The organism is Nocardia sp. NBC_01327 (assembly GCF_035958815.1).
GTDB lineage: Bacteria > Actinomycetota > Actinomycetes > Mycobacteriales > Mycobacteriaceae > Nocardia.
Genome location: NZ_CP108383.1, coordinates 6,574,737 through 6,598,209, shown reverse-complemented (window position 1 = coordinate 6,598,209; position 23,473 = coordinate 6,574,737). Strand labels below are relative to the sequence as shown.

Below are 23,473 nucleotides of genomic sequence, written 5' to 3'. Positions count from 1 at the left end.
CCATCGCCAATCTACGGTGCCGAGACCGCCGGGACCGGTGAAATGAGACTGCCGGGACCGGTGAAATCCAGGCAGCCGGGGCGTAAATCACTGTGGGCAGGTGGATTTGAGGGGAGTGCCGGCGAACAGGTCCCCGATCCACGGCAGCCACTGATCGGACACCTTGTCCGGCGCACCGTGGCCGCCGGGGACGATCAGGTCGTGTACCGGGGTACCCAGGGTGCACATGGCGGCGATCGCCGCGGTCGACCATGCGGTGCTCACCAGCAGGTCGGCGTCGCCGCGGACGATATAGGTGGGCAGGGTGGTGGCCACCTTCGGCAGATTGGTGCGTGATTCGAGATCAGCGACCGTCTGTGCGGCGGCATCATCGGCGAAGCGGGCCTCGGCGGGGGTGGCCGCGGCGCCGAGGGCGAGATCGGCGGCGGTCATATCGCCGGTGCACAGCGACTCCAGATGCGGTGCGGCAGTGAGCAGATCACCGTGCAGCACCCGGTCGTCACCGAAGCCGGGGTTGCTGTAGCGCACGGCTTCCACCAGATACGGCAGGATCAGGTACTGATCGGGGGCGTTGAGCGTACCGCTGCGGACGGCATCGACGAACTTGACCTCCAGCGCCGGGGACAGCAGCAGCACTCCGCGGATATCCAGTTCCGGCGCATAGGATTTCGCGGTTTCGGCGGCCGATTCCGCGGCCCGCCCGCCCTGGGAGACGCCGACGAGCACGGTATCGGCGGCCAGCGGCAGGCCGGTGGCCCGCGCGGCGCGCACCGAGTTCAGCACGTCGTAGCCCGAGGACGGGGTGTCCACATACGGTGCGTTGCCCGGGCCGTCGAGGCCCTGGTAGTTCGTCATCACCACCGCCCGATTGCCCGCCAGCAGTTGCGCGACCGTGGGCGCCGAGCCGAACAGCGTGGGCGAATTGGTGGGCGCGCACGCGCTGACAACGCCGGAGGTGCCGTGCGCGAACGCAATCACTGGCCAGCCTCCGGCGGGCGCGTCCCCTTTCGGCAGGAATACCGCACCCGACACCTCGATCGGCTGTCCGGCCGGTGAGGTCGATTCGTAGCGTATATAGGTGGCCGAGGACAGGGCCGCCGACAGGGCGGGATCGAGAGTGCCCAGAGGTCGCTTGGATATCAGCGTTCCCGCCGATTCCGCCTTCGTCGTCGCCGTATCGGTGGATGTGCCGCACGCGGCCACGACCAGCACCGCCAGTATCGAGAACGCAATTCGCGATCGCATACCGCAAATGCTAGGCCTCAGGCCGGTACGGACTTCCGTTTGGCGTCCTTCTTGGACCGCGCGAAGCGGCGCATGATCGGGGTGTCCACCCAGTGGTACAGACCAGCGGCGATGATGGTCGCGACCACCAGGCACAGCAGGGTGAAGCCGGCCCAGCCGAGAATGCCGAATTCCTTTCCGCCGATGAGGTATCGGGTGATCACGACCATGACCGGGAATTGGATCAGGTAGAAGGCGAAGGACACATTGCCCAGCCAGACCATGCGGGGATGGGAATTGAGGCTGCGGATTCCGTACAGATCGCGGACGGCCATGGTGGCGATGACCGCTGTCATCGGGGGCAGCAGCAGTACCGACATCTTGTAGTTCACCGGGACCACCCAGGTGGCCGCGTAGGCGGCGACCAGCGTCACGAGCGGAAGCGTGAGACTGGTATTGCGCCAGCGCCCCTCCAGGACCAGGCGGGCCGCCAGGACGCCGAGGAAGAACTCCGGCAGGCGCGACGGCGGGAAGTTGTAGCTGAGCCAGTAGGACGGCGAGACCGGAATATCCGGCTGCACGAACCACGCGGGGGAGGCGTGCAGCTCGAAATACGGCGAGGTGTTGCCCGGAACCAGCCGGGGCGCAAAGGCATTCGCAATGCCCTTCGGTCCGTCGGTCCACAGGAAGTACGAGGTGTGCAGTGCGATGATCGCGAGCATCAGCAGCCCGAGGGCCAGCCACAGGCGCCGGGTCGGGATCCGCCGGATCAACGGCAGCAGGATCGGAAAGCTCAGGTAGAAGAGCACTTCCGACGCCAGCGACCACGACGGCACGTTCAGCCCGCCCACCGTGGTCCATTTCGGCACCCAGGTGTGCACCAGCAGCAGGTTCGGCACCCAGACGATCAGGCGCGAGAGCGGCACGCTCGCCACCACGATGAACGCCGCGGCCGCCAGCAGGTGCATCGGGTAGATCTTCAGCACTCGCCGCCGATAGAACGCGCGCGCCGTCATGCCCGGCCGGAACGACCAGTAGATGATGAAGCCGGACAGTACGAAGAAGAACGTGACGCCCGCGGCGCCCAACTGCATCGGCACCCATTCGTGGATATGCCGGAACAGCTCGGACTTCTGGAACGGGTACACCGGCAGAAATACCAAGGCGTGCAAGACGAATACCGCGAATGCCGCCCACCACCGGGAACCGGTCAGCGAGGGCAGCGGGGGCCGCTCCCGGTCCGCCCGCTCGGCGACGAGCGCCCCCGTATCCGGTGGGGCGGCGGGTGCGGCGGGCCGCGGTACGACGGTGGCCGCCTCCGTGGGCCGCGTGGACAGGACCTCCGGTGGGCGGGTCATCGTGCGTACCTTTCGTAGAGCGCGTTCGCGACCACGGAGTCACCCTCGGGCGAGGGGTGGAACGGCAGTCCGTCGAACTTGATCGTCGGATCGAAAACGCCGTTCACCCATGGCTGCGGCGAGCAGAGCCCGTGCCCGGCGGTCAGCGCGCGGGCGTCGAGGTAGTCCAGCTTCAGCTCCGCGGCGGCATCGCGCTGCGCCTGATCGAGCCTGTTGAAGTATTCGACGACCGTGCGGCCGCGCGGCTGCGTGAACGGCACGACGCCGAAGAAGTCGAGGCATACGGTGCTCTGGTCCGCGTTGAACAGCTCCGGATACCCGACCAGCACAATGCGCGCATTGGGTGCGTAGTACCGGATGTAGGTCACGACACCGCGAATGCGGTCCGCGTACGAGGCGCCCGAAATCAGCTGGGAGTCGGGCATCCGGCCCTGATCCACGGCGTCGGTCCCACAGCCGTCGGCCAGATCGAAGACGCACTGCTGCATTGCGTCCCACAGGTTCTGGGCGGAGCCGCCCCAGTGGTCGTTGAGGCCGAACTGCAGCGTCACGAGTTTGGTATCCGGACCGAACGCGCCCGCCTTGTCGGCATCGCGCGCCTCGACGGTGAGCGTATAGCCCGGAGCGTTGTCGATCGACGCGCCCGCACAGGACGAATTGGACACCTGATCACCGTCTCGGAGGCCCATCAGCGTGCTCAATTGTGTGGGCCACGCCGTGTCGCCGCGCAGGCACTTGTGATCGGAGGAGAAGTCCAGGGCGTTCGCAGTGAACGAATCACCCAGGATCACAAGCTTTTTGCCCTCGGGAGCGGTCTGCGCGCCCGATCCTCCGGCGCCCGCCGTGACGGCCGCGACCGCGACCACCGCGGCGCACAGCCACCGTCCACTGTTTCCCGACACGAGAATTCTCCGGATTCCTCAGTAGCCTGCGCGCGGTTCGAAACCGGGCGCGTCCAAGGTCGGCGGCGCCGCCTTGGGCTGCTGGGTCTGCGGCGCGGGCTTCGGCGCGGCCGGCTGGACCACCGGCGCCTGGGGAGCCACGGGGGCCACGGGCTCAGGGGCCGCGGGCTGCGGAGCGGGTGCCTCCGTCGTGGGCGGCGGCGGTGCGTCGGTACTGGTCACCGGGGCTGCCGCACTGGTCGGGGGCGCGATCGCGCTGCTCACCGGTGCCACGACGGCACTGGTCGGCGTATCACTCGATCCGCTGGATGCTTTATCGCTGCCGCAGGCCGACACCCCGCCGATCAGCAAAACCCCTCCGATCGCCGCTGCTGCGAAACGTACGGCGAATGCACCTGGGGTACGAAACTTCATGAGATCCTCGAATCAAGAACTGAAGTGTAAGAATTTCACTTCAGCGGGAGTGTACAAGAGACTTTCGGGTCGATGACCCCGGATTCGGCAAACCACAAATCCCCAGGGCAGTCGACCGGCGTGCGGTAACGGCTACCGGTGGGTAACTTGTCGCCTCCGGTGGTTGGGTCAGTGTCCGTACCTGTCGTAGATCGCGTTCGCGACCACGGCGTCGCCCTTGCTGGACGGGTGGAAGAACAGGCCGTCGATATCGGTGCGCGGGTCCATCACACCGTTCAGCCAGGGCTGATCCGTGCACAGTCCGTGCCCGGTGGTCAGTGCGCGGGCATCGAGGAAGTCGATATTCAACAGCTGCGCGGCCTGCTGCTGCGCCTGTTGGATGCGATCGAAGTACGCGACCACCGCGCCGCCGCGCGGCTGGATGAACGGTGCGACACCGAGGACGTCGAGGCATATGGTGTCGGTTCCCGGCTGGAACAGCTCCGGGTACCCCACCAGCACGATGTGCGCATTGGGTGCGTAGTAGCGAATGTAGGTGATCGCATTGCGCATGCGATCGGCGAACAGCGTGCCCGAGACTCCGTTGTAATCGGTGATCCGGCCCTGGGTCGCGGCCTCCGGCCCGCAGCCGTCGACGAGGTTGAATACGCAGCCCTGCAACGACTTCCACAGAGTTTGCGTGGTCTGTCCCCAATGGTCGTTGAGGCCGAACTGCAGGGCGACGAGCTTGGTGCGCGGTCCGAACGCGCCTGCCTTGTCCGCCTTCGCGGTTTCCACGCCCAGCGTCCAGCCCGGCCCGCTGTCGATCGACGCGCCCGGGCAGGACGGATCGACCATCGCGTCGGTGCCGTACACGCCCATCAGGGCGCCCAGCTGCGCCGGCCAGGCCGTCTTCCCGTGGCGCAGGCAGGCGTTATCGGGGTCGGTGAAGTCCCACGCGTTCGCGGTGAACGAATCACCCATGACCACAAGCTCTTTCCCCTCGGGAGCGGAATCCGCCCCCGCCACCCCTGCTCCCGTCACCGATGCCGAGAGCGCCACCGCGGCAGCACACAGCCACCGTCCACTATTGCCGAACAACTGAATTCCCTGGCCTTTTCAGTAGCCTGCGCGCGGTTCGAACCCGGGCGCGTCCAAGGTCGGCGGCGCGGGCTTCTGCGGCTGCTGGGTCTGCGGTGCGGGCTTCGGCGCGGCCGGTTCGGTCACGACGGGCTGCGGTGCGGCCGGCTCCGGCGCGGCTGGTTCGGCGGCCGCGGGTTGCGGTGCGGGTGCTTCGGTGGTCGGCGCCGGCGCCTCGGTGGTCGGCGCGGGCGCGACCGTGCTGATCGGCGCGGCGGCCGGTGTGACCACCGCGCTGGTGGCGCTGCTCGGCGACCCGTCGGGCGCCTTATCGCTGCCGCATGCCGTCACTCCGGAGAGCAGCAGCGATCCGCCGATTACGGCCGTGACGGCACGTAGTGCGAACGCGTTTGGTGTAACAGATTTCATCGGTACCTCGAATCAGAAATTGAAGTGCCATCTGTTCACTTCAGCGGGGAGTGTACAAAAGGACTCCCCGGATTCGACCCGAATCGGCAAAACTGCCTGTCCTGGACTCGCGGATAGGCGCTCTGAGCGGCCAGGCTATCAATTCACAACGGCCGCCGGTGGCGAATTGCGACTATTGGGCAGCGTGGTGGGGGTGGAACAGCGGATCCCCGGCCTCGGCCCGGCTGATAGCCACCAGATGGTCGTAATCGTTCGCGACGCCGCGCAGGAGTGTGTGGACGGCCTCCTCGACCTGGGCATCGGTGGTCGCGGCGTGGCCGAACAGGGCGCGATAGTGCACCAGCGAGGCCAGGAGATCCAGCAGCAGTTCACGATCGGCGTCGGAGCGCAGATCGCCACGCCCGATGGCGGTGTCGAGTACCTGGGCGACCGCATCCCTGGGCGGGCGGAACAGGGTCGCCATGAAGGTCTCCCGGAGCGCCGGATCGGCATTGCAATCGGCGAGCAGAGCCGCCAGCGCATCGGGTGGCATGCGCCGGAAAACGTTGAGGTGCAGCTTGATTGCATCGGACAGATCGCAGATGGTGCAGCCGGTATCGGGCGGCTCGACATCACCCAGCCGCGCCGCGAGGCCGTCGAGCACCAGGGCGGCCAGGCTCGGCCAGCGCCGGTAGACCGCGGGCTTGTTGGTACCGGCCTGGCGGGCGATGGCCTCCATGGCGAGCCCGCGATAGCCGACCTCGGCGAGCGAGGTCAGCGCCGCCTCGCGCACGGCGTGGTCGATGCTCAGGTCGCGAGGGCGGCCGGTGCGGGTATTGCCTTCTGCCATGCGGTCACTCTACCGTATCTATTACGGTACGGACCGTAATGAAAGTGGAGATGCCATGACTTCTGTTCCTGTAGACATCGCGCCGCCAGGCTGGCGGGCGCTACTCGGCCGCGCACACGGCGCGGTCGTCATCACGCTGGCCGGCGGCGTCGGGCTGCACGCGACCAATGTGTACCTCGCCACGACGGTCATGCCGTCCGTGGTCGCCGATATCGGCGGCGCGCGGCTGTATGCCTGGGCCACTACGGTTTTCGTCGTCGCCTCGGTGCTGGGCTCGGCCACCGCGGGAGCCCTGCTGGCCCACTCCGGACCGCGCTGGGCCTACCGCTGGTCGGCGCTGGTGCTGGTGGCCGGGACGGTGATCTGCGCACTGTCCCCGACCATGGGCGTGCTGCTGATCGGCCGTGCCGCACAGGGTTTCGGCGGCGGACTGCTGTTCGCGCTGTGCTATTCGATTGTGCGGGTGGCGCTGGACGAATCGCTCTGGCCGCGGGCGATGGCGCTGGTATCGGCCATGTGGGGCGTCGCGACCCTGATCGGTCCCGCGCTGGGCGGTATATGGGCGCAACTCGCTATGTGGCGCGGCGCGTTCTGGATGCTCATACCGGTGCTGCTGCTGTTCCTGGTCTGGGGAGCGGGCCGTCTGCCGTCCGCCTCGCAGCAGCAGGGGAGGGTCCGAATCCCCTGGGCGGCAGTCGGTCTGCTCACCGCCTCGGCGCTGGTGATCTCGGTCGCGAGCGTATCGGATTCACTGCCGGTGAATGCGGCGGGACTGGCGGGCGCGGGCGGGCTGCTGGCCCTGTGGCTGCGCCATGAGCGCACCGCCGCCGTGCGGGTGCTGCCCGCCGCCGCGTTCGGGCCCGATCGGCGCCTGCGCCTGGTCTATATCACCATGTCGTTGCTCGTAATCGCCTCCAGCGTAGAGGTTTTCGTCCCGTACTTCGGTCAGCATCTGCAGGGGCTGAGTCCCTTGGAGGCCGGATACTTCGGCGCGGCCATGGCGGCCGGCTGGACCGCGGGATCGCTCCTGTTCAGTGGCGTCTCCGCTCGCCGCGGCCTGCTGATCGGCCTCGCCCCGGTGAGTTGTGTACTGGGCCTGGCCATTCTGGTCACCGCGGGCCCGGCAGCCACGCGGGCGCCCGCGATCCTGCTGATCATCATCACGGGTCTGGTCCTGCTGGGCGGCGGCATCGGCGCGGTCTTCCCGCATCTGCTCACCGATGTCTTCCAACTGGCAGGCGACCGCGACCAGGACCTGGCCGGTTCGTCCGCCACCATCGTGCAGCTCACCGCAACAGCTTTCGGCTCGGCACTGGCGGGCACGGTCGCGAACCTCGCCGGTTTCGCCGACCCCGCCGCCACCGCGCACGCCGCCCGCTGGCTGTTCGCGATATTCCTCGTCCCCGCCGTGCTGGCCTGGCCGGCGTCCCATCTGATCCGGCGCACCCGCCCCGCGATCGATCCGCGCGCCGGGCATCGGCAGCGCGGTGGCACAGTGGACCGGGGGCGGGTCGAGTGAGGAGTGAGCGATGAGCGGACGTATCCCCAGTCAGTGGGAGGAACTCACGGCTGCCGATCCCGCGCATTCGACGTGGTACGTCGAGCGGTTCCGCGCACTCGCGGCCGAGGGCCGGGATATCGCCGGGGAGGCGCGGCTGGTCGATGCGATGCTCGACCGCGGCAGCCGAGTCCTGGATGCGGGGTGCGGTCCGGGACGTGTGGGTGGGTACCTGCACCGGGCCGGGCACGCTGTGGTCGGGGTCGACGTCGATCCGGTCTTGATCGCCGCGGCGGAGCAGGACTATCCCGGTCCGCGCTGGATCGTCGGCGACCTCGCCGAATTGGACCTGCCGGGCAGTGGGATCGCGGCCGACTTCGATGCCATCGTATGCGCGGGGAATGTGATGACATTTCTGGCGCCGTCCACCCGGCAGACGGTCCTGGCCGGATTCGCCCGCCATCTCGCACCCACCGGCCGGTTGGTGACGGGGTTCGGCGCCGATCGTGGATACGAGTTCCCCGAATTTCTGGCCGACGCCGAGAATGCCGGGCTCGCAGTCGATTTGCGGCTGTCGACGTGGGATCTGCGCCCGTTCGCCGCCGAGTCCGACTTTCTGGTGGCGGTGTTCTCGCGGCGGTAGCCGCCATGCGAATTGTCCGATTCGTGGAACTGGCCCTGTGAAAGCTAATATCTGGCAATTGCTTCCCCGGGGTGCTCTGAGGCAGGAATCTCCTTCTCCTGCTCGAAGATTCCCCACATTTCCCACGAACTTCCCGGAAGGATTCCATGGACCACGGCGCCGCACCGGCGGGCCTGTTCTCGGCCGCCCGGCCCGATCGCGACGTATGGCAACCGGTGGTACTCGAACCGGTGCACGCCGCCGATCACGCGGCCATGGCCGCGCTGCTCGAATCCGAGGCGGTACGAGAAGTCCACGACACCATCGAGACCCAGCTGCACGAGCTGATCCGCAGCCGCGAGCCGGGCCGCCGATTCGACCGCGCGCAACTGGCGGCCAAGGTGGAGGAGCAGTTGGCCGGGACCGAGATCTGGGCGTACGGCAGCTGGGTCTGGTATCCCTGGTCGGGCCGGTTGGTGCATGTGCTGCCGCGCGAAGAGTTCCGCCTGGTGCGCACCGATCGCAATCGGGAGAAGATCCAGCGGCCGCAGCAGCGCCGACTGCTCGACAGCCGCATCGGGATTGTCGGTCTGTCGGTGGGCAATTCGGCCGCGATCACCCTGGCACTTGAAGGTGTCGGCGGCGCATTCCGGCTCGCCGACTTCGACGAGCTGAGTCTGTCGAATATGAACCGGCTGCGCGCGGGCGTGCATCATCTGCAGGTCGGGAAGACGGTCATCTGCGCCCGGCAGCTGTTCGAGATCGACCCGTATCTCGATATCGAGATCATGCCGGCCGGGCTCACCGATGCCACCATGTCCGATTTCTTCGAGGGCGCCGGGGCGCCGATCGATCTGCTGGTGGAGGAGTGCGACACCCCGTATGTGAAGATCGCCGCCCGCGAACATGCTCGGGCCCTGGGCATTCCGGTGATCATGGACGGCAATGATCGCGGCATGCTCGATATCGAACGGTTCGATCTCGAGCCGGACCGGCCGCTGCTGCACGGCCGCATCGGCGATATCACCGCGGCGGACCTGCCGGCGCTGTCCGATCACGACAAGATCGAGCTCCTCCTGAAGATGGTCGACTCCGAGCGAATCAGCCCCGCACTCGCGGCCGCGCTACCCGAAATCGGCCGGACCCTGAGCAGTTGGCCGCAACTCGCCTCGGACGTGGCACTCGGCGGCGCCCTCGTCACCGAAGCCGCCCGCCGCATCCTGCTCGCCCTGCCCTGCGAATCCGGCTGCTTCTACCTCGACCTCGAAGCCCTCATCGCCCCCGAGCACAACACCGCCGCCGCCCCCGCAACAGTCTGACCCCGCGGTCTGTGGAGCCGAACCCACCACAGACCTATAACGCCGCCCACTCAGTTCAGGGCGCTGCGCCGATCGATGAGGAAGTCGCGCTCGGCGCGGTTGCGGGTGAGAGTCGCGGCGCGATCGTAGGCGGCGGTGGCCTCGCTGGTTCGCCCGAGTCTGCGCAGGAGATCGGCTCGGATTGCGTGCAGTAGGTGGTGATTTCGGAGGTCGAGGGTGTCCAGTTCGGCCAGTGCCGACTCCGGGCCGGACACCTCGGCCAGCGCCACCGCGCGATTGAGTGCCACGATCGGGCTGGGCGCGATGGTCATCAGGTGGTCGTACAGATCGAGGATCTGCTGCCAGTCGGTATCGGCGGCGGCCAGGGCATCGGCGTGCACCGCATTGATCGCGGCCTGGATCTGATACGGGCCGGGTCGGTTGTGGCGCAGGCACTTTCGCACCAGGGACTGGCCCTCGTCGATCAGCGTGCGATTCCATCGGCCGCGATCCTGCTCAGGCAGCGGGACGAGTTGCCCGTCCGGCGTGGTGCGCGCGGCGCGACGGGATTCGGTGAGCAGCATGAGGGCCAGCAGACCCCACACTTCGGGCTCGTCGGGCATCAGCTCCGTCAGTGCGCGGCCGAGACGAATGCCTTCGGCGCACAGGTCCGCACGGACCAGTTGATCGCCTGCCGTGGCCGTATACCCCTCGGTGAAGATGAGGTAGACCACCGCCAGCGCGGCATCCAACCGCGCCGGCAGTTCGGCCTGCGACGGCACCCGATACGGGATCCGAGCATCGCGAATCTTGCCTTTGGCCCGCGTAATCCGCTGCGCCAGAGTCGTTTCCGGTACCAGGAAGGCGCGCGCGATCTCCTCGGTGGACAGCCCGCCCAGTAGCCGGAGGGTCAGCGCCACCTGCGCATTGCGTGCGAGCGCGGGGTGGCAGCAGGTGAATATCAGGCGCAGCCGATCATCGCGCATGGCGTCCTCCTCCACCGGCTCGTCGCGGGCGTGCAGCAGCGCGGCCTGGGCGTACTTGTCCTGCCGGGCCGCCTCGCGGCGCAGGCGATCCACCGCCCGATGGCGGGCCGTGGTGATGATCCAGCCGGGCGGACTCGGCGGCAGCCCGTCCTCGGGCCAGCGCTGCAGGGCGGCGGCGAAGGCATCCTGTACCGCGTCTTCGGCCATGCCGACATCGCCGAAGACACGGATCAGGGTGGCGACGGCACGACCGTAGTGCTCGGCGAAGACCTCCGAGATCGCCTCGGCATCGTTTGTGCCGGAGCTCATTTCAGCCGGTCCGGCATATCAGCGATCCTGCATCGGCCGCACCTCGATCGGCAGCGTGACCACGCGGGCCAGTCGCCGTCCCCACTCCAGCGCCTCATCGAGATCGCCCGCCTGGATCACGGTGAACCCGCCGATCTGCTCCTTGCCCTCCGCATAGGGTCCGTCGGTGATGAGGACCTCCGACCCGCTGGCCTGCAGCACGGTGGCGGTGCTCGGCGGATGCAGTCCGGCCGTGAATACCCACGCCCCGGCCGCGCGCATCTCGTCATTGAGTACCGCGAGATCGCGCATGATCTCGTCCAGATTGTCCGGCGGATCGGTCTCGGCGGGCTGATAGATGCTGAGCAGATACTGCTTCAACGCTGCTTCCCCTTCAACACTGCTTCCCCTTCAACGCTGCTCCTCTCCGGTGGGCCGATAGGTCGCGATGGTGACGCCGGTTGTGGTGGTGACACTGTCGGACACCCGCAATTGCCCGAGCTCCACACCGTCGAACAGCCGCTGGCCGGTCCCGAGCACCAGCGGATGGATCTGCAGCAGGTACTCGTCGATCATGCCCGCCCGCATGAGCGAACGCAGCAGATCACCGCTGCCGAGCATGACCAGATCCAGCTCCGGCTGCTCGGCCCGCAGCTGCCGCACCGCATCTACCGCGTCACCGGCCAGCAGCGTCGAGTTCTGCCACGGCAGCGGTTCGGTGAGCGTGCGGGACGCCACGAACTTCTCGGTCTTGTCGAGGATCTGACTGAACGGATTATCGGTCCGCCCCGGCCACACCCCGTAGAAGTCCTGATAGGTGCGCCGGCCGAACAGCAGCGCCCCGCTGTGCGTGGCCCAGTGCGCGGCGACGGCCCGCCCCTGCTCCGCATCGGCATACGGTAGTGCCCACCCACCGTGCGTGAATCCGTTCCGCGTGTCCTCGTCCGCCCGCCCCGGCGACTGCATGACGCCGTCCAGGGTGACACTGACAACCGCGACGACCTTGCCCATGTTCGCTCCTTCGGAAGTGCCCGGCACACCACCGGGCTGCACCCTCTACACGAACGGGCCGCCGCGAATACGACAGTGCGCCGAAAATCGGCCCGGGCGTATTACATCCGGCCCGTCGATCAACGATTCCGATGCTGCGATCGACAGGATTGCGCGACCGGGTGGCGCGAGCCGGGCCGCTGTTACGTTCGGTTCGTCGGCTGGTAGCCGGTACTCATCAGGGTTTGGACGGGTGCGATGACTGAGCTTGACGAGAATCCCACACCGCGCAGGAAGACGATCAGCAATCCGTATATCCACCGATTGCAGCGTCGGCATTTTCTCCTGTTCGATGTGCTTCCTATCATCGGCACCGTGGCGGCCTTCGCCTTCCTGGCGGTTCGCCCGTTCGGTGTCGTCGAATTCGCGCTGTTGTTCGGCATGTGGCTGGTCACGGGCCTGGGCGTGACGGTCGGGTATCACCGGCTCTTCACCCACCGCACCTTCAAGGCCGCGCCGTGGGTCGCCGCGCTGCTGGCCATCCTGGGATCGATGGCCGGACAGGGCGGTGTGGTGTCATGGGTCGCGCTGCACCGGCGGCATCACGAATTCAGTGACCGCGAGGGAGATCCGCACTCGCCCAATCTTTCCGGCGGCGGATTCACCGGTGCGGTACGCGGGCTGGCACATTCGCATTTCCTGTGGATGCGCCGCCACGAATACCCGAATATCGTGCACTACGCACCGGATCTGATCAAAGATCGCAAGCTGGTGCGGGTGGCCCGGCTGTACTACTACTGGGTGGCGCTCGGGCTGCTGATTCCGACGGTCATCGGCGGGCTGGTCACCATGAGCTGGACCGGCGCCGTGAGCGGCCTGCTCTGGGGCGGCTTCGTCCGTATATTCCTGCTGGAACACATTGTGTGGGCGATCAATTCATTCCTGCACATGTTCGGCACCCGGCCGTACGAATCCCGGGAGAACAGCCACAACGGCGGCGTGTTCGCCCTCGTGACGCTGGGGGAGTCGTGGCACAACAATCACCACGCCTTCCCGGATTCGCCCTCGTTCGGGCTGGACTGGTATCGGCTCGACCCGGGCTACTGGCTCATCAGAACGCTGGCCGCGACCGGTCTCGCCTGGGATCTGAAGGTGCCGACCTCGGCGCGCATGGCCGCCAAACGTGTTGCCTGAGAACACCTTGTCCTGAAGAGCCCTGAAGCTCTGAAAAGCATTGCCCGAGAGAGGCGCACAGTGGATACGAGTAAAGAAGCGATCGTCGGCTGGTGCCAGGAGTACCTGGCGAACCTGCTGGAGGTACCGGCCGCCTCGATCGACCCGGCCACCGACTTCGACCGTCTCGGCATCGATTCGGCGCTGGCCGTGGCGCTGCTGATCGAGGTCGAGGAGCGCTACGGCGTGGACCTGTCGCCGGAGGACCTGTACGAGAACCCGACGCTGGACGCGGTGGCGAACTACCTGCACGAGCAGACCTCGAGAAACGTGGCCTGAGCATGGTCACGATCGATGCCGGGCGAACCGATGCCGCGGCCGCCGCGATCCGCCACCACTACGATATCGGCAACGAATTCTATCGGCTCTGGCTGGATCGGTCGCTGAGCTACTCGTGCGCACTGCGCGAAACAGCCGAAGACACACTGGAACTCGCGCAGGAGAACAAACTGCGCCATCACCTGAACGCCATCGACGCCGATCATGCTCGCTCGGTGCTCGATATCGGCTGCGGCTGGGGTGCGGTGCTGGAGCGGCTGTCCGGGCGGCACGGCGTGGAAAGATCGGTCGGCCTCACCCTCAGTGCGGAACAGGCGGAATACGTTCGGGCGCAGCAGTATTCCGGCGTCGAAGTGCGGGTCGAGGACTGGCTGCACTATCGGCCCGAGGACAAATTCGACGGAATTATCTCCATCGGCGCCTTCGAGCACTTCGCCCGGCCCGACGATTCCGCCGAGGAGAAGATCCGCGTCTACCGGGAATTCTTCACGCGCTGCCGGGAGTGGCTCACCCCCGACGGCACGCTGTCGCTGCAGACCATCGCTTACGCGAATATGAATGCCGCACAGGCGAATACCTTCATGAAGCAGGAGATCTTCCCCGACGCCGAACTGCCGACGCTGGGTGAGATCACCGCCGCGGCGGACGGCCTGTTCGAAGTCTGCGCGATCAGCAACGGCCGTCTGGACTATGCCTGGACCTGTGCGGAATGGGCCCGGCGGCTGAAGGCCGAGCGACCGGCGGCCACCGCACTCGTCGGCCCCGAGGCGGTAGCCCGCTACGAGCGCTATCTCAAGCTGTCCGCCATGGGTTTTCGGATGGGCAAGATCACGCTGTACCGGCTGGTGCTGCGGCCGTATCGGAGCGAATACTTCGCCGCCCGGGGAGATCGGGTCGCATGACGGTGGCGGCCTCCGATCCGGCCCGCCCGCGCGTCCGGTTCAACCCGTTCAGCGCCGAATTCCGGCGTGACCCCTACCCGATGTACCGGGAGCTGCGCGCGCACAAGCCGGTGCACAAGACCCTCGGCATGTGGGTGCTGACCCGGCATGCCGATGTGAAGACCGTGCTGCTCGACCGCTCCTTCAGCGCCGGGCTGATCCCGCAGCTGGTCAGCACGCAGGCCGAACGGCTCGGACAGGGCGAGGTGGACCGCATCGAGCGGCTGGGCCGGAAGTCGCTGGTATTCACCGACAATCCGGATCACGCGCGGCTGCGCGGGCTGGTGAACCGGGTGTTCACGGCAGCGGCGGTGGCCGAGCTGCGACCGGTGGCGACCGATATCGCGGCCCGGCTGATGACCTCCGCCCGGGCCGCCGGCGGCATGGATGTGATTGCCGATTTCGCTGCACCGCTGCCCATTTCGGTGCTGTGCGAATGGATGGCACTGCCGGAGGACCTGCGTGCGCACGTAGGGTCGTGGACGCACGACATTCGATTCCTGCTGGAACCGGGATTGATGAAGGCCGCCGATTTCGCGCGGGTGCGCGAGGTGGTCGAGGAGTTCGCGGCCGCGCTGGACGAGGTGCTGGTGCAGCGCCGCCGACAGCCGGGCACGGATCTGATCAGCCGATTGCTCGCCGCGCGTACCACCGGCGGCGATGTATTGAGCGACGAAGAACTGGTTTTCGTCTGCCTCATGTGTTTTGTGGCGGGCAATGAGACCACAAAATCCCTGATCGGCAATGGCGCCCTGGCGCTGCTGCGGCATCCGGAACAGGCGGCGATGCTTCGGAGTACGCCGGAGGTAGTGAAATCCGTTGTGGTGGAGGCGCTCCGATACGACAGCCCGCTGCAGCTGACCAAGCGTCTGGCGACCCGGGATGTCGAGATCGGCGACGGGATCATCCGCACCGGCGACCAGGTGCTGGTGTGCCTGGGCGCGGCCAATCGCGATCCCGAAATCTTCGAGCGCCCGGACGAATTCGACCTCACCCGCGATGCGTCCGGCCACCTCGCCTTCGGGCACGGAATGCACGGCTGCCTCGGCGGGCAACTGGCCGAACTGGTGGCCGAGGTCGCGTTCGCGCACCTGGGCGCGGTCGAATTCGCACCGCTCGCCGAGGAATTCGACTGGCAGGAACACAGTTTCATCGTCCGGGGCTTGCGGAACCTGCCCGTGGCGATCCGGAGTGCGGTATGACCCGCGTCGAGCCGGGCACCCGGAACTGGCTGCGCTACACCGCCGATACCGCGGCCGTGCGCCTGATCTGCCTGCCGCACGCCGGTGCGGGAGCCTCCTCGTTCAATCGATGGCTGGAGTTGTTCCCGGCGGAGATCTCGCCGATCCGGGTGCAATTGCCCGGCCGGGAGGACGCGGCCCGAGAACCGGCCCTGCGCCGCGTGCCCGAGGCCGTTGCCGGATTACTGTCCCAGCTCACGGTTTTCGAGCGGGAGCCACTGGCGGTGTACGGCCACAGCATGGGCGCGCTGGTCGCCTACGAACTGGCCCGCGCGCTGGCCGCCGCCGGAACACCGGTGGTGCATCTGTTCGTCTCCGGCCGCCGCGCACCGCAATTGCGCGCCACCCGTCCGCCGATCCACGCTCTGCCGGAGGCGGAGTTCGCCGCCGCCCTCGCCGATATGAACGCATGGGGCGAGGCCGGTCGCAGCTCGGCGTTCCTGCGCTATGCCCTACCGCTCACCAGGGCCGATCTCGAACTGTCCGAGGAGTACACCCATCACGCGCAGCCGCGGCTGACCTGCCCGATCACCGTCTTCCACGGCACCGAGGACCCGATGCTCGACAGCACCGAGGCCGTCGCGTGGCAGCAGCTCACCGACGGCCCGTTCGCGCTGTACGAATTCCCGGGCGACCACCTCTTCCATCACCGGCATCGCGCCGCCATCGCGGCGCGCATGGCCGAGGCCGTGCAGTAAGGACCCGAGATGCCGCAGCCCACAGTGCTTCCCGATATCCTGCGTGAGCGCGCCGCCGCCGAGCCGGACCGCACGGCCTACATCTTCCTCGACGACGCGGGGGAGGAGACCGCCGCACTCACGTACGGTCAATTGCATGCCGCCGCGCTGGGTGTGGCGCAGGAGCTCGCCTCACGCTGCGCACCGGGCGATCGTGCGCTGCTGGTCTTTCCGCAGTGTCTCGAATTCATCGTCGCCTATTTCGGCTGCCTCTACGCGGGCGTCATCGCGGTACCCCTGAATCCGCCGCGCCGCAATCGGATTCAGGACGCCACCCGATCTGTCGTGCGGGACTGCGCACCGACCGCGGTGCTGAGCCTGGAACTCTTCCTGGCGCCGCTGCGGGCCGCGCTGTCGCCGCTGTGCGCCGCCACCCACTGGCTCGCGGTCGACGGGATGCCCGCAGCCGCACCGGGATTCGAACCCCTCGCCGCCGCCCTCGACGACGTGGCATTCCTGCAGTACACCTCGGGGTCGACGGCAGCACCCAAGGGCGTCATGGTCACCCACGGGAATCTGATGGCCAATGAGGAGATGATCCGCCAGGGCTTCGGCCACGATCGCGATTCCACCGTGGTCGGCTGGGCCCCGTTCTTCCACGATCAAGGCCTGATCGGCAATGTGCTGCAACCGCTGTACGTCGGCGCCACCAGCATTGTGATGTCACCGGCCACCTTCATCCGCCGCCCGCTGCTGTGGCTGTCCACCATCTCGCGGTATCGCGCGCACACCAGCGGCGGCCCCAACTTCGCCTTCGAGGCCTGTGTCGGGCGCGCCGCCGCCGCACCCGTTCCGGAACTGGACCTGAGCAGCTGGAAGGTCGCGTTCAACGGCGCCGAGCCGATCCGCCCGGACACGCTACGCCGCTTCGAGGAAACCTTTGCGCCGCACGGATTCAGCACCGGCGCGTGGTATCCGTGCTACGGGTTGGCCGAGGCGACACTGCTGGTCAGCGGCAGCACACCGGGCCGCGGCCGGCGGCTGCTCGAGGTGGACGTCGAGGCGCTGGGCGAGCGCCGGTACGTCGCCGCCACCGGAGCGCGGACCAAGACCCTGGTCGGCTCGGGACACGTCCTGCCGGGCGAGGACGTGCGCATCATCGACCCCGAGTCCGGCGCGCAGTGCCCGCCGGATCGGGTGGGTGAGATCTGGGTTGCGGGCGGCCATGTCGCGCGGGGCTACTGGCAGCACGAGACCGCCACCGAACTGACCTTCCGCGCCGGCGGAAAGTACTTGCGCACAGGTGATCTCGGCCTGCTGCTGGACGGCGAGCTGTACGTGGTCGGCAGAGCCAAGGATCTGGTCATCATTCGCGGCCGCAACTACTACCCGCAGGACATCGAGCACACCGTGCAGTCCGCCCATCCGGCGCTGCGGGCAGGCGCGGGGGCGGCATTCTCGATCGACGGCCCGGAAGGCGAAAAGCTGGTGGTGATCCAGGAGATCCGGCGCACGGCCGAGGCCGATCCCGCCGACCTCGCCGCCGAGATCAAGGCCGCAGTACTGCGGGAACATGAACTCGCACTCGCCGAGGTGGTGCTGACCGCGCCGGACGAGGTGCAGCGCACCAGCAGCGGCAAGATCATGCGGTCCGCCGCCCGGAAACGCTATCTGGCCAAGGAATTCGAACTGTGGACCCCGCAGGTCGAAGCACTCACCGACGCACCGAGGAGCTGAGCATGTCGAATTGGCAGGCACCGAATCCGCATTTCGCGCAGGCAGTCGAGGGCGCTGTGCTCAGCATGCCCGCGGCCCGGCATCTCGGTTTCGAGTTCGGCCGCGTGGCCGCGGGCGAGGTCGAGATCGTGCAGCCGTTCCGGGTGGAACTCACCCAGCACAATGGCTATTTCCAGGGTGGTGTGCTCGGCTCGCTCGCCGACTTCGCCGCCGGTTCCGCCGCGGGCACCCTGCTGCAGCCGGGCTGGGTGAATATGACCATCGACTACACGGTGAAGATCCTCGCCCCCGCCAAGGGTAAGCAGATTGTGGCCCGTGGCCGCGTGCTCAAGCCCGGCGCGCTCCTCACCTCCGCTGCCGCGGACGTCTACTCGGTCGAGGACGAGGGCGAAATCCTCTGTGCCACCGCCCTGGTCACCATGCGCAATGTAAAGCTGGGGTAGCCGTGAGCACCGCGCCCTTCGCCTTCGACCTCTTCGCACCGGGTTTCGCGGAGGACCCCTATCCGGACTACGCCCGCCTGCGCGCCGAAGCGCCGGTGCACGAGCATCCGCTCGGCTTCTGGATCCTGTCCAGGCATGCGGATGTGGCTGCGCTACAGCGCTCTTCGCACTCTGTCGACGAAGCCAATCTGACTCGGCTACCCGCCTGGAAGAGTGACAGCGCCACGCTCGGCAAGGCGAACCGGATCATGCGCGGGCAATCCATTCTCGATCAGGATCCGCCCGATCACACCCGGCTGCGCCGCCTGGTCGCCAAGGCGTTCACCCGCCGCGCGGTGGCGGACCGGCAGCCGAGCATCGTGGCCTATGTGGACGCGGCGCTGGAGCGCATCGCGGCGGCGGGCAGCGCCGATATCGTTGCCGAACTGGCCTTTCCGCTGCCCTTCGCGATCATCTCGGAGATGCTCGGCATTCCGGTGGTGGAGAGCGCCCGGGTGCGTGAACTGACCGCGCTCATGGTGCTCTCACTCGAACCGCTCGCCGATCCCGACCTGCAGACGCGCATCCGGGCCGCCAGCGAAGAATTGCGCGCCATGATCGGTGAGTTCGTCCGGTGGAAGCGCACCCACCCCGGCGACGATCTGCTGACCGCGCTGATCAGCGCCGAGGACGACGGTGACGCACTGACCGAGGACGAGCTGATCGCCCAGGTCATGCTGCTCTACGTGGCCGGGCACGAGACGACCGTCAACCACCTGTCCGGTGGCCTGCTCGCCCTGCTGAACCATCCCGCGCAGGCCGCGCTGCTGCGCGCCGAGCCCGCCCTGGCGGTGAACGCGGTGGACGAGCTGCTGCGCTATGACTCGCCTGTCCACCTCATGCGCCGCATCACCGTCGAGCCGCTGATCGTCGGCGATACCGAAATCCCCTCCGGCAGCTGGGTGCTCGCCTGCATTGCCGCCGCCAATCGGGACGCCGAATTCTGGGGCGAGGATGCGGACGAACTCCGTATCAACCGGCCGAATGCGGCGCAGCACGGCTCGTTCGGCGCCGGCGCCCACCACTGCCTGGGTGCGGCACTGGTCCGGCTGGAGGGCAGCACGGCGTTCGCCGCGTTCGTGCGCCGCTTCCCGCGGGCCGTTGCCGAGGAGGTGCGGTGGAACGGCCGCATCAATGTGCGCGGTCCCGCGCAACTGATTGTCACGGTATAGCTGATTGTCACGGCATTTCCGAGGAGCCTGCCCATGCCGACCGCCCTCATCGACGGCGTCCCGATCGCCTACTCCGACACCGGGATTCCGCCCGAGTATCCGGATGCTCAGACCCTGGTCTTCGGGCACGGGCTGCTGTTCGGCGGCTGGATGTTCGAACCGCAGATCCGGGCGCTGCGCAATCGCTACCGCTGCATCACCCTGGACTGGCGTGGCCAGGGCGAAACACCGCCCACCGCAGGCGATTACGATATGGATACCCTCACCGCGGACGCCGCCGGCCTGATCGGCCTGCTCGCGATCGCACCGGTGCACTGGGTGGGCCTGTCCATGGGCGGCTTCATCGGCCAGCGACTGGCAGCCCGCCATCCCGAACTGCTGCGCTCGCTGATCCTGCTGGATACCAGTGCGGGTCCGGAAGATTCGGCGAAGGTCGGTGAGTACAAACGCCTCGCCATGGCCCTGCGCCTGGTCGGCTTCCGGGCGATCCAGAGTCAGGTCGAACCGCATATGTTCGGCTCCGTCTTCCGTAGCGGGCCGCAGAGCGGCCCGATCATCCGAGACTGGTCCGCCCGCCTGCGCCGCCACGATCGGGCGGCCATCGGCAAAGCGGTTCTCGCCGTGGCCGATCGGAAATCCGTCGAACACGAGCTCCCGGCCATTGCCCATCCCACCCTCGTGGTGGTCGGCGCCGACGACCGTGCGACTCCGCCGCTGCGCGCCCGCCAGATCGTCGACCGCATTCCGGACGCCCGGCTGCACATCATCGAAGATTGCGGGCACACAAGCACTCTCGAACAGCCCGCTGCCGTCACCGCGGTGCTCGAGGAATTCCTGGCCGCCGTAGCGGCCAGGTGACCGCATCAGCCGCAGCGGGTGTCGGGCGGCAGCGCGTCGGTGAGGAAATAGTTCTCGACAGTGCGCCCCACGCAGTCCCCGGTGATGGGCACCCCGTGACCGACGCCCTCGACGGTGATCAACGCCGAGCGTGAACCGAGGGCATTGCGCATCGCCTGCGCTCCGGCATAGGTGGTGGACGGGTCGCCGGTGTTGTTGACCAGCAATACCTTTGCCGGTCCGGTCGAACTGATCGCGACCGGCGGCTCGAGCGGCTTCGACCAGAAGGCGCACGGCCAGATATCGGCGGGGGATCCACCGGTGAGCGGATAGCGCCGCAGATTGTCGGTCACCGCGGCGGCGTACTGCGCCGGATCGGTGGGCCAGGCGGTATCACCGCAGAGCACCGCATCCTGACTGCTCACGAAATTGTCCGGGAACACCCGCGCCACAGGCAGTCCGGACAGCGCCGCTGCCGGCAGGTTCCGCGCGGCCGCACCGCTGATCAATCCGGCCATCAACGGAAAGTACTGCGGCTGTTCGAGAAGCGACTGCACGCCCAGCAGCAGCGCATTACCGGTGAGAGTGTGGTCACCGACCGTCAGCGGTGTCGTGTTCAGCGCGCGGCTCGCCGCGAGCGTCGCACTGCGGACCTCGTCCGCGGTGCTGCCGAGGTGATAGTCGCCATCCCGCTCGGCGGCCCACCGTGCGAACCAGGGGAAGGCCTGATCGACTGCGAGTCCCTTGTTTTCGATACCGTCGCGCACTCCGCCCGGCGGGTCCACGCTATTGAGCAGCACTCGATCGGCGTGATCCGGGAACAGGCTGACGTAGACCGCGCCCACATAGGTGCCGTACGAGACTCCGGTGTACGAGATCTTGTCATCACCCAGCGCGATACGGAACCGGTCGATATCGCGCGCGATATTCGCGGTGGTGACGTGCGGCAGCACCGTCCCGCCGTGCTGCAGGCAGGCCTCGGCAATGCGATGCGCGCGGGCGATGTCCGCGCTGATATCCCCGTCCGGCGCCGGATACGGCACACCCACCAGCGCCTGCCGATCGGATTCGTCGATACCGCACTGAATCGGCGAGCTGTTGGCCATTCCGCGGTAGTCCAGACCGTACAGATCGAAATGATCGCGAACAGCCGCGGGCAGCGTGGTGAGCCCCTCGCTGGGCAGGTCCAGCCCGGGTTCGCCAGGGCCGCCCTGACCGATGATCAGATCCCCGAGGCGCTCGCCCGGTTTGCTGGTCCGCAGGCGTGAAACGGTCAGCGCCAACGTGTCTGCGCCCGGATGGGAATAATCCACCGGCACAGTTATTTTCGCGCACTGCTGACCGGGGTCCACCACGACCGGTGCGGTGGTCGTGGAGGCGGCGGGCGGTGGACACGATCCCCACTCCAGAGCCTGCGCTTTGTTCCCGTCCGTGGCCGCACATCCCGCCGTCACCAGCAGCACACCGGTGAGTGCCGCCACCACCCGAACGCCGGTACCGATCCGCATCATGTATCCCACGGTGCACCAGGGGAATACGGTCGCGGAACCACCCGGAGGCCGGGGCGGCGAGTCTCATTCCCACCCGCTCTCCGTCCGGGGGTGGAGGCGCCCGCGCCGCGCCGACGGTCGGGCGCTGTCCGCCGCCGCGCGGGCGGAGGCTACCCTGGTAGTCAGGGACGGGGATATCCGTGCACTTCTCGGTGACGGGTGACAGCGCTGACATGCGCCGTTGATACCCTCCTCCGGGCAATACCCCGTCTAGGTATTAATCACCAACGAATGTCATAGGAGATCGCGTGTGTCAGCGGATCGTCTGCCAGAGCTGCGGTAAGCCCTCCTTCCAGGGCTGCGGCGAGCATGTCGAGGAAGTCCTCGGCGATGTGCCTGTCGCGCAGCGTTGTTCGTGCTCCAACCCGGTGTCGGGGTCTACCAGCCGGGGGCTGTTCAGCCGGCAGTGAATCACCGGTGGTGATCAGTTCCGTAGGTGCGGCGTGTAGACGACGGACCACGGAGCTGCCGCACCCGGCGCGGCCAGTGGGGTGCGCGCCATATCCCCGGCGACCACCCGGGTGGCCAGCTCGGCGAATCGAGTAGCCGCCGGATGGGTGCCGGTGCTCGGCCACACCATGGACAGGTGACGGCGCAATGGGCGGCCCGCGAGCGGTCGCCATGTCACTCTGGGCTCACGGCGTGCGGTAGATTCCTGATCGAGAGCTACCCCATGCCCGGCCAGCACCAGGCCGAGCAGAAATTCCGGATTCCGGGCGTGCCGAATTCGAGCGGGTGCGAAACCGTGCTCACGGCAGCGCTCCAGCAGCAGATCGTGCCAATCGGGTGCGGTTTCGCGCGGGAAGAGCACCAGATCGTGCCCGGTCAGATCGGCGAGCTCGATCTCCGCCGACCGTGCCAGCGGTGAGGTGCGCGGCAGCACGACGCCCAGCGGCAGTTCGACGCCGCTGCCGTGCTGCAGGTCGGGACGGCCGATCGGATGATCCACCATCCCCACATCCAGGCTCGAGGTATCGAGCATCCGAAGTTGTTCCGCTGTGGTCAATTCCAGCAGATCCACTGTGAGACCGGGTATTTCGGCATCGATGCGGCTCAGTAGCGCGTGCAGCACGGGTGCGGAGAGATCCGGCGGCACCCCGGCGCGCAGCGTCCCGAGATCGCCCGCCCGCGCCTTGCGCATGACAGTGCGCAATCGTTCCTCGGCGGCGAGCATTCGCCGCGCCTCGTCGATCAGCAGGCTGCCCGCCACGGTGAGTTCCACCCGGCGGTGCGAACGGTCGAACAGCGGCACCCCGAGCTCACGTTCGAGTCGCTGAATCGACTGGCTCAGCGGCGGCTGCGCCATCCCGAGCAGCTCGGCGGCCCGGCCGAAATGCAACTCATCGGCGACGACCAGGAAGTAGCGCAGGTGCCGGGCCAAATCCACCCGGCAACGATAGGGCATCCGATACCGGTCGCGCCTGCGG

25 protein-coding genes are annotated in these 23,473 nt (G+C 67.6%); 13 read left to right on the top strand and 12 right to left on the bottom strand.

The window, feature by feature from the left end:
• Positions 1 to 87: 87 nt before the first annotated feature.
• From OG326_RS30425 to OG326_RS30405, 5 genes are all read right to left on the bottom strand, one after another.
• Positions 88 to 1,245: a lipase family protein gene (locus OG326_RS30425; protein WP_327140579.1), complete on the bottom strand. Its 1,158-nt coding sequence runs from the start codon at positions 1,243 to 1,245 to the stop codon at positions 88 to 90.
• 17 nt (positions 1,246 to 1,262) lie between these two features.
• Positions 1,263 to 2,582 carry an acyltransferase family protein gene (locus OG326_RS30420; RefSeq protein WP_327140578.1) on the bottom strand — a complete coding sequence of 440 codons (1,320 nt, stop codon included), beginning with the start codon at positions 2,580 to 2,582 and terminating at the stop codon, positions 1,263 to 1,265.
• Complete coding sequence (locus OG326_RS30415) at positions 2,579 to 3,484, bottom strand: SGNH/GDSL hydrolase family protein (protein WP_327140577.1); 906 nt, start codon at positions 3,482 to 3,484, stop codon at positions 2,579 to 2,581. Before OG326_RS30415 ends, OG326_RS30420 begins: the two co-directional genes overlap by 4 nt.
• Before the next feature lie 18 nt (positions 3,485 to 3,502).
• Entirely contained in the window at positions 3,503 to 3,898 is a 396-nt protein-coding gene (locus OG326_RS30410) for a hypothetical protein (protein ID WP_327140576.1), read from the bottom strand.
• Between the two features lie 168 nt (positions 3,899 to 4,066).
• Positions 4,067 to 4,861 (bottom strand): SGNH/GDSL hydrolase family protein, encoded by a 795-nt coding sequence (locus OG326_RS30405; protein ID WP_327140575.1) that lies wholly within the window; start codon positions 4,859 to 4,861, stop codon positions 4,067 to 4,069.
• Between OG326_RS30405 and OG326_RS30400 the strand changes: the two genes are divergently transcribed.
• The gene (locus OG326_RS30400; protein ID WP_327140574.1) at positions 4,860 to 4,982 is read left to right on the top strand and encodes a hypothetical protein; all 123 of its coding nucleotides are present in this window, start codon (positions 4,860 to 4,862) and stop codon (positions 4,980 to 4,982) included. The genes OG326_RS30405 and OG326_RS30400 overlap by 2 nt on opposite strands.
• 14 nt (positions 4,983 to 4,996) lie before the next feature.
• Here OG326_RS30400 and OG326_RS30395 read toward each other — a convergent pair whose 3' ends face one another.
• Both OG326_RS30395 and OG326_RS30390 read right to left on the bottom strand, forming a co-directional pair.
• On the bottom strand, positions 4,997 to 5,386 hold the full coding sequence (locus OG326_RS30395) for a hypothetical protein (RefSeq protein ID WP_327140573.1): 390 nt from the start codon (positions 5,384 to 5,386) through the stop codon (positions 4,997 to 4,999).
• Between the two features lie 172 nt (positions 5,387 to 5,558).
• Entirely contained in the window at positions 5,559 to 6,215 is a 657-nt protein-coding gene (locus OG326_RS30390) for a TetR/AcrR family transcriptional regulator (protein WP_327140572.1), read from the bottom strand.
• Positions 6,216 to 6,270: 55 nt separating this feature from the next.
• Here OG326_RS30390 and OG326_RS30385 point away from each other — a divergent pair, with 55 nt between their 5' ends.
• The 3 genes from OG326_RS30385 (at position 6,271) to OG326_RS30375 (ending at position 9,654) form a co-directional block, all read left to right on the top strand.
• On the top strand, positions 6,271 to 7,734 hold the full coding sequence (locus tag OG326_RS30385) for an MFS transporter (RefSeq protein ID WP_327140571.1): 1,464 nt from the start codon (positions 6,271 to 6,273) through the stop codon (positions 7,732 to 7,734).
• 10 nt (positions 7,735 to 7,744) lie between these two features.
• The gene (locus OG326_RS30380; protein WP_327140570.1) at positions 7,745 to 8,356 is read left to right on the top strand and encodes a class I SAM-dependent methyltransferase; all 612 of its coding nucleotides are present in this window, start codon (positions 7,745 to 7,747) and stop codon (positions 8,354 to 8,356) included.
• A 146-nt stretch (positions 8,357 to 8,502) separates the two neighbouring features.
• Positions 8,503 to 9,654 (top strand): ThiF family adenylyltransferase, encoded by a 1,152-nt coding sequence (locus OG326_RS30375; RefSeq protein WP_327140569.1) that lies wholly within the window; start codon positions 8,503 to 8,505, stop codon positions 9,652 to 9,654.
• A gap of 50 nt (positions 9,655 to 9,704) precedes the next feature.
• Here OG326_RS30375 and OG326_RS30370 read toward each other — a convergent pair whose 3' ends face one another.
• Genes OG326_RS30370 through OG326_RS30360 form a run of 3 tightly spaced genes read right to left on the bottom strand, consistent with a single transcriptional unit; the run spans position 9,705 to position 11,918 of the window.
• Positions 9,705 to 10,928, bottom strand: coding sequence for an RNA polymerase sigma factor (locus tag OG326_RS30370; RefSeq protein WP_327140568.1), 1,224 nt, complete (start codon positions 10,926 to 10,928; stop codon positions 9,705 to 9,707).
• An 18-nt stretch (positions 10,929 to 10,946) separates the two neighbouring features.
• Complete coding sequence (locus tag OG326_RS30365; protein WP_327140567.1) at positions 10,947 to 11,288, bottom strand: YciI family protein; 342 nt, start codon at positions 11,286 to 11,288, stop codon at positions 10,947 to 10,949.
• Between the two features lie 30 nt (positions 11,289 to 11,318).
• Positions 11,319 to 11,918: a dihydrofolate reductase family protein gene (locus tag OG326_RS30360; protein WP_327140566.1), complete on the bottom strand. Its 600-nt coding sequence runs from the start codon at positions 11,916 to 11,918 to the stop codon at positions 11,319 to 11,321.
• 237 nt (positions 11,919 to 12,155) lie between these two features.
• Here OG326_RS30360 and OG326_RS30355 point away from each other — a divergent pair, with 237 nt between their 5' ends.
• The 9 genes from OG326_RS30355 to OG326_RS30315 are packed head-to-tail and all read left to right on the top strand — an operon-like array spanning position 12,156 to position 20,517.
• Positions 12,156 to 13,091, top strand: a complete 936-nt coding sequence (locus OG326_RS30355) for an acyl-CoA desaturase (RefSeq protein WP_327140565.1) — start codon at positions 12,156 to 12,158, stop codon at positions 13,089 to 13,091.
• 60 nt (positions 13,092 to 13,151) lie between these two features.
• Positions 13,152 to 13,409: an acyl carrier protein gene (locus OG326_RS30350; protein WP_327140564.1), complete on the top strand. Its 258-nt coding sequence runs from the start codon at positions 13,152 to 13,154 to the stop codon at positions 13,407 to 13,409.
• 2 nt (positions 13,410 to 13,411) lie between these two features.
• Entirely contained in the window at positions 13,412 to 14,311 is a 900-nt protein-coding gene (locus OG326_RS30345; protein WP_327140563.1) for a cyclopropane-fatty-acyl-phospholipid synthase family protein, read from the top strand.
• The gene (locus OG326_RS30340) at positions 14,308 to 15,552 is read left to right on the top strand and encodes a cytochrome P450 (protein ID WP_327140562.1); all 1,245 of its coding nucleotides are present in this window, start codon (positions 14,308 to 14,310) and stop codon (positions 15,550 to 15,552) included. Before OG326_RS30345 ends, OG326_RS30340 begins: the two co-directional genes overlap by 4 nt.
• A complete protein-coding gene (locus OG326_RS30335; protein WP_327140561.1) occupies positions 15,549 to 16,289 on the top strand; it encodes a thioesterase II family protein in 741 nt (246 codons plus the stop codon). Before OG326_RS30340 ends, OG326_RS30335 begins: the two co-directional genes overlap by 4 nt.
• A gap of 9 nt (positions 16,290 to 16,298) precedes the next feature.
• On the top strand, positions 16,299 to 18,005 hold the full coding sequence (locus OG326_RS30330) for a fatty acyl-AMP ligase (RefSeq protein WP_327140560.1): 1,707 nt from the start codon (positions 16,299 to 16,301) through the stop codon (positions 18,003 to 18,005).
• Positions 18,006 to 18,007: 2 nt separating this feature from the next.
• Positions 18,008 to 18,448: a PaaI family thioesterase gene (locus OG326_RS30325; protein ID WP_327140559.1), complete on the top strand. Its 441-nt coding sequence runs from the start codon at positions 18,008 to 18,010 to the stop codon at positions 18,446 to 18,448.
• Positions 18,449 to 18,450: 2 nt separating this feature from the next.
• A complete protein-coding gene (locus OG326_RS30320; protein WP_327140558.1) occupies positions 18,451 to 19,659 on the top strand; it encodes a cytochrome P450 in 1,209 nt (402 codons plus the stop codon).
• Between the two features lie 33 nt (positions 19,660 to 19,692).
• Positions 19,693 to 20,517 (top strand): alpha/beta fold hydrolase, encoded by an 825-nt coding sequence (locus OG326_RS30315; RefSeq protein WP_327140557.1) that lies wholly within the window; start codon positions 19,693 to 19,695, stop codon positions 20,515 to 20,517.
• Positions 20,518 to 20,522: 5 nt separating this feature from the next.
• On the opposite strand, the gene OG326_RS30310 is transcribed toward OG326_RS30315, so the two are convergent.
• Entirely contained in the window at positions 20,523 to 22,007 is a 1,485-nt protein-coding gene (locus tag OG326_RS30310) for an alpha/beta hydrolase (RefSeq protein WP_327140556.1), read from the bottom strand.
• A gap of 463 nt (positions 22,008 to 22,470) precedes the next feature.
• Entirely contained in the window at positions 22,471 to 23,433 is a 963-nt protein-coding gene (locus OG326_RS30305; RefSeq protein WP_327140555.1) for a LysR family transcriptional regulator, read from the bottom strand.
• Between the last annotated feature and the right edge of the window lie 40 nt (positions 23,434 to 23,473).